Genomic DNA, 4,110 nt, shown 5'->3' with positions numbered 1-4,110 from the left:
ACAGACACCCCTCATTTCATAAATGTTATAAATAACACTCTTGAAAATTCTGGACACTGTTCAACGCAACCACCTCATAAATGAGTTACTAAAATCGTTTAAGCATTACGATGTAGATTACACTCTGCGGTCGAAACGATTATTGTCTTTCACAGACACCCCTCATTTCATAATGTTACGAATAACACTCTTGAAATTTCTGGATACTGTACAATGCAATCACCTCATAGAGATAAAATCGTCAACTTCAAGCTTTTCCTATAACGTAATTCTTCTGCGGCCGAAACGATTATTGTCTTTCACAGACACCCCTCATTTCATAAATGTTACGAATAACACTCTAGAAAATTCTGGACACTGTACAACGCAATCACCTCATAAAGAGTTGATCAATCGTCAACATCATCGTTTTGGATTCGTGAAAATACTTGATTAAAGTGGATGACTCAAGAAGCAATTTAACTGCTCCTCGGTTATTATGATATCCAGGCCTGAAAATTTCATCCCTACAAATTCAATTTTTTTTGTAACCGAGTTGCATAAGTTGTTGTATGTTTTTAGGGGGAGTTGGACAAGCTTTATGTTGAATTGTCATTTTGATTTAAGGAGGAGCCAAGATGCCAAACGAGGGGTCTAACCAATCAGGCTTTAACGATATTAAGCAAGTTGAAATGTCGGTATTATCAGCTGAGCATATGGTAGGGAAAGCGACAAGAAGCATGGATGAAGAACAGCTTGCAGCTGCAACAAATGCACTACAAGATGCTAAGCAACAACTTCATAAAGCGATGTCTCACCAAACGGGTGTCGATCAAGCTTTTTTTGAGATGTCTAATGAACTTTTAGAGAAGGCGGACCATCAATTAAAAGAGGCAAAAAAATAAACAAAGAAGGAGGCGTTCCTATATTTGGACGCCTTCTTCTATATTTACTTACTTATTTTGATTTGGGTGGTCAATTTGATCGAATGTTGGATTAGAAAAATCAAGATAACCTAGGTCTTCATTGTAGTCAATGGTCATCCCATCTAAATACCAAAAGTCATCTTCATTTACAAAAAAAGTTACTCCTTGCTTGTCTATCTTATAAGATGTAGGAGTTGGTTCATCTTGCATCAAACCTACCGAGAATCCTCCAGACCCCACTCCGCCAACACGTACATAGAGCCTAAGTGAATCTCCTTCACTAAGGGACATTTCCTTTTTATATAAATCTCCTGCCGAATCAGTAATGGTGATGTTCATTTAATGACCTCCTTTGCTTTCAAAATAACAATAGCACAGCAATTGAGATTTATCTATAGACCAAAAGTAAAAGCAGGAAAAACGATTCGGATGTCGAAAGATAGAGATTGGAATTAATTATTATTTAAGGAAAAAAGGTGATGATGGACATGACAGATCGAGTGCAAAAGCTTGAGACTGATTTTAGGCAATATGTAAAAAAAATTGAAGATTATGGTCAAGCGCTAGCTTTACTAGCTTGGGATTCTAGAACGGGTGCACCTAAAAAAGGAGTTAATCAACGTTCAGAAGTAATTGGAACATTATCATCAGAGGTTTTCTCTCTTTCCACTTCTGCTCAGATGGGCGATTTCTTAAATAAGCTACGGGAAGAAGCTGTATATGCTAAGCTCACTGATATTACTCGTAAAACTGTAGATGAATGTTATAAAAATTTTGAACGCAACGTGAAAATTCCAAAAGAAGAGCATAAGGAATATGTGATGCTACAATCACAATCTGAATCTCTATGGGAAGAAGCAAAAAATAAAGCGGACTTTGAATTATTTAAACCGAATTTAAAGAAATTAGTTGAATTTAAGAAGCGCTTTGTTAGGTATTGGGGATATGATCATCACCCATATAATACGCTTCTTGATGATTATGAGCCAGGTGTTTTTGTTGACACAATTGATAAAGTGTTTGGTGAGCTTCGTGATCAATTAATTCCTCTTGTTAAAGGAGTCACTGAATCACCTCATCAGCCTAAGACGGATTTTCTCTATGAAAAATTTCCCCGCGCGAACCAACAAGCATTAAGTATTGATATATTAAAAGAAATTGGTTATGACTTTGAAGCCGGTAGATTAGATGAAACCGTACATCCATTTGCAATTGGAATTAATCCAAATGATGTTCGTGTTACGACAAAATACAATGAAAATGACTTTCGAGTCGCTCTTTTTGGAACGATTCATGAAGGTGGACATGCACTATATGAGCAAAACATAGCTCAAGATTTAATTGGCACACCACTTGCTTCAGGGACATCAATGGGTATTCACGAATCACAATCTCTTTTTTGGGAAAAGTTTGTCGGGAAGAACTACGGGTTTTGGGAACGAAACTATGATCTATTGAAGAAACATGCTACAGGACAATTTGACCATGTTTCTCTTGACAACTTTTACTTTGCAGTTAATCAAGCAAAACAATCGCTTATACGTATTGAAAGTGATGAATTAACTTATTGTTTACATATTATTTTACGCTATGAGCTTGAAAAAGCACTCATGGAAGATAGAATAACTGTAGACGAGTTACCAGAAATATGGAATGAAAAAATGGAAGAGTATGTAGGCATCAGGCCGCAACATGATGGAGAAGGGGTCCTTCAAGACGTTCACTGGTCCTTTGGGGCATTCGGATATTTTCCATCGTATGCATTAGGATATATTTATTCTGCTCAAATCAAAGAAGCAATGCTAAAAGATTTGCCTAACTTTGATCAATTAGTTCGTGAAGGGGAATATGGTTCAATCCGCCAATGGTTAACAAAGAAAGTCCACCAACATGGGAAAATGAAGAAACCAGCAGAAATTATTAAGGATATAACAGGTGGAGGCATTGATTCAAAGCCACTAGTACGATATTTAGATGAAAAATATCGACGCTTATACAAATTTTAATCATAAGTATTGATTAAACTGGATATATTTAGATAATACTAAATGTATTATTAAAGTTGGAGTGAAACTAATGCTTATTGTTGAAAAGCACCCTAAAGACCAATGTTTCATTGCTGCTATTGACGAGGATGTACAATCCTATTTTCATGGAGAAGCGCAAATACTAAGTTGTCGATTGGGTGGTAAGAAGTATGGATTTGTTTGTCATCAAGAAGGAATACAAGTAAAAAACAATGAAGTAAAAGCATTGTACGGCCCTGCACTTGTCTGTGATACAGACCTACAAGGACTTAGTGAGGAAGAAGCCAAGCTTGTTGAACGGTATCTGAAAGAGAACGAGTTTGATTTAGCTGATATATCCATACATTAATTATGAAGACCAGCAATGGTCTTCTTTTTTGTGTGAGTGTAGATACTATAGACCCTCGTACTTATATAAACCTAATAGTATGGTACCGATTTCTTGCTTAAATATTGAAACGATTTGTAGAATTATATCGTTTTATCATTACAAAACGGAAGAAGGTGGAAAATGATGTTAACTTCAACTAAGGTGCGATCATGGTTATCATTTATTACCCTTTCATTTTTACCTCAAATTAAAATGAAGAAAGATGAACGGCAACTGCCGCTTTATCCCCCAGATATTACGGGTGAGGTATACCGTGTTGAAGACCAATGGTTGTTTATAAATGGGGAAGTATATGTAGATATAACAGAGGCAGACATGGTTGATGAAAAGGGAAAGCTTCTTGTAGTAAAAGATATAAGAGAAGGAGATAATGTTGTAGTGTGGATTGTAGAACACGAAATCATTAAGACGTACCCGGCACTCGGCACAGCAAATTATATTCAACGAAAAAATGTATTATGAAACTAAAAGGAGCAAGCAAATCATGAAAAGGTTTTTTTCAGTATTGCTAATCATGTCTTTTTTAGCAATTATAACTGCATTCACATATGTTGGAAGAGGTGAAATAATGCCTCTTTATATAGAAGAAAGTGAATCGTACCCTCATTAGTATGGGGATGATTCACTTTTTTTGTCTGAAACTAATCTTTGTGATCAAGGTGCTTTCATTCATCCAAAGACTTGTGTTAGTTTAATAAGATTATATTACTTGAATCAATTTCATAAAGCTTACTTAGCGAACCATAGAAGAACCCAATTTTGGTTATGACGTTTTTTAAAGTTGATT

5 protein-coding genes are annotated in these 4,110 nt (G+C 35.7%); 4 read left to right on the top strand and 1 reads right to left on the bottom strand.

All coding sequences use genetic code 11. The annotated features are described in order from the left end of the window. The first annotated feature begins 617 nt into the window (after positions 1 to 617). Positions 618 to 884, top strand: coding sequence for a DUF2564 family protein (locus tag SLH51_RS24300; RefSeq protein WP_335964169.1), 267 nt, complete (start codon positions 618 to 620; stop codon positions 882 to 884). A gap of 48 nt (positions 885 to 932) precedes the next feature. Here SLH51_RS24300 and SLH51_RS24295 read toward each other — a convergent pair whose 3' ends face one another. Then, entirely contained in the window at positions 933 to 1,244 is a 312-nt protein-coding gene (locus SLH51_RS24295) for an iron-sulfur cluster biosynthesis family protein (protein WP_335964168.1), read from the bottom strand. 149 nt (positions 1,245 to 1,393) lie between these two features. On the opposite strand from SLH51_RS24295, the gene SLH51_RS24290 reads away from it, so the two are divergent. From SLH51_RS24290 to SLH51_RS24280, 3 genes are all read left to right on the top strand, one after another. Further along, entirely contained in the window at positions 1,394 to 2,911 is a 1,518-nt protein-coding gene (locus SLH51_RS24290; protein ID WP_335964167.1) for a carboxypeptidase M32, read from the top strand. A gap of 70 nt (positions 2,912 to 2,981) precedes the next feature. After that, positions 2,982 to 3,281: a hypothetical protein gene (locus SLH51_RS24285; RefSeq protein WP_335964166.1), complete on the top strand. Its 300-nt coding sequence runs from the start codon at positions 2,982 to 2,984 to the stop codon at positions 3,279 to 3,281. Positions 3,282 to 3,443: 162 nt separating this feature from the next. Further along, on the top strand, positions 3,444 to 3,785 hold the full coding sequence (locus SLH51_RS24280) for a hypothetical protein (protein ID WP_335964165.1): 342 nt from the start codon (positions 3,444 to 3,446) through the stop codon (positions 3,783 to 3,785). Positions 3,786 to 4,110 lie beyond the last annotated feature (325 nt).

Origin of the sequence: Halalkalibacter kiskunsagensis (assembly GCF_037027555.1) — a bacterium.
GTDB classification, from domain to species: domain Bacteria; phylum Bacillota; class Bacilli; order Bacillales; family Bacillaceae_D; genus Halalkalibacter; species Halalkalibacter kiskunsagensis.
The sequence above is the reverse complement of the archived record's forward strand: the minus strand, read 5'-3'. Positions and strand labels throughout refer to the sequence as shown.

Bases quoted from the DNA above. Each gene is read 5' to 3' on its own strand.
- SLH51_RS24300 (WP_335964169.1), top strand. From the start codon at position 618: ATGCCAAACGAGGGGTCTAACCAATCAGGCTTTAACGATATTAAGCAA.
- SLH51_RS24295 (WP_335964168.1), bottom strand. From the start codon at position 1,244: ATGAACATCACCATTACTGATTCGGCAGGAGATTTATATAAAAAGGAA.
- SLH51_RS24290 (WP_335964167.1), top strand. From the start codon at position 1,394: ATGACAGATCGAGTGCAAAAGCTTGAGACTGATTTTAGGCAATATGTA.
- SLH51_RS24285 (WP_335964166.1), top strand. From the start codon at position 2,982: ATGCTTATTGTTGAAAAGCACCCTAAAGACCAATGTTTCATTGCTGCT.
- SLH51_RS24280 (WP_335964165.1), top strand. From the start codon at position 3,444: ATGATGTTAACTTCAACTAAGGTGCGATCATGGTTATCATTTATTACC.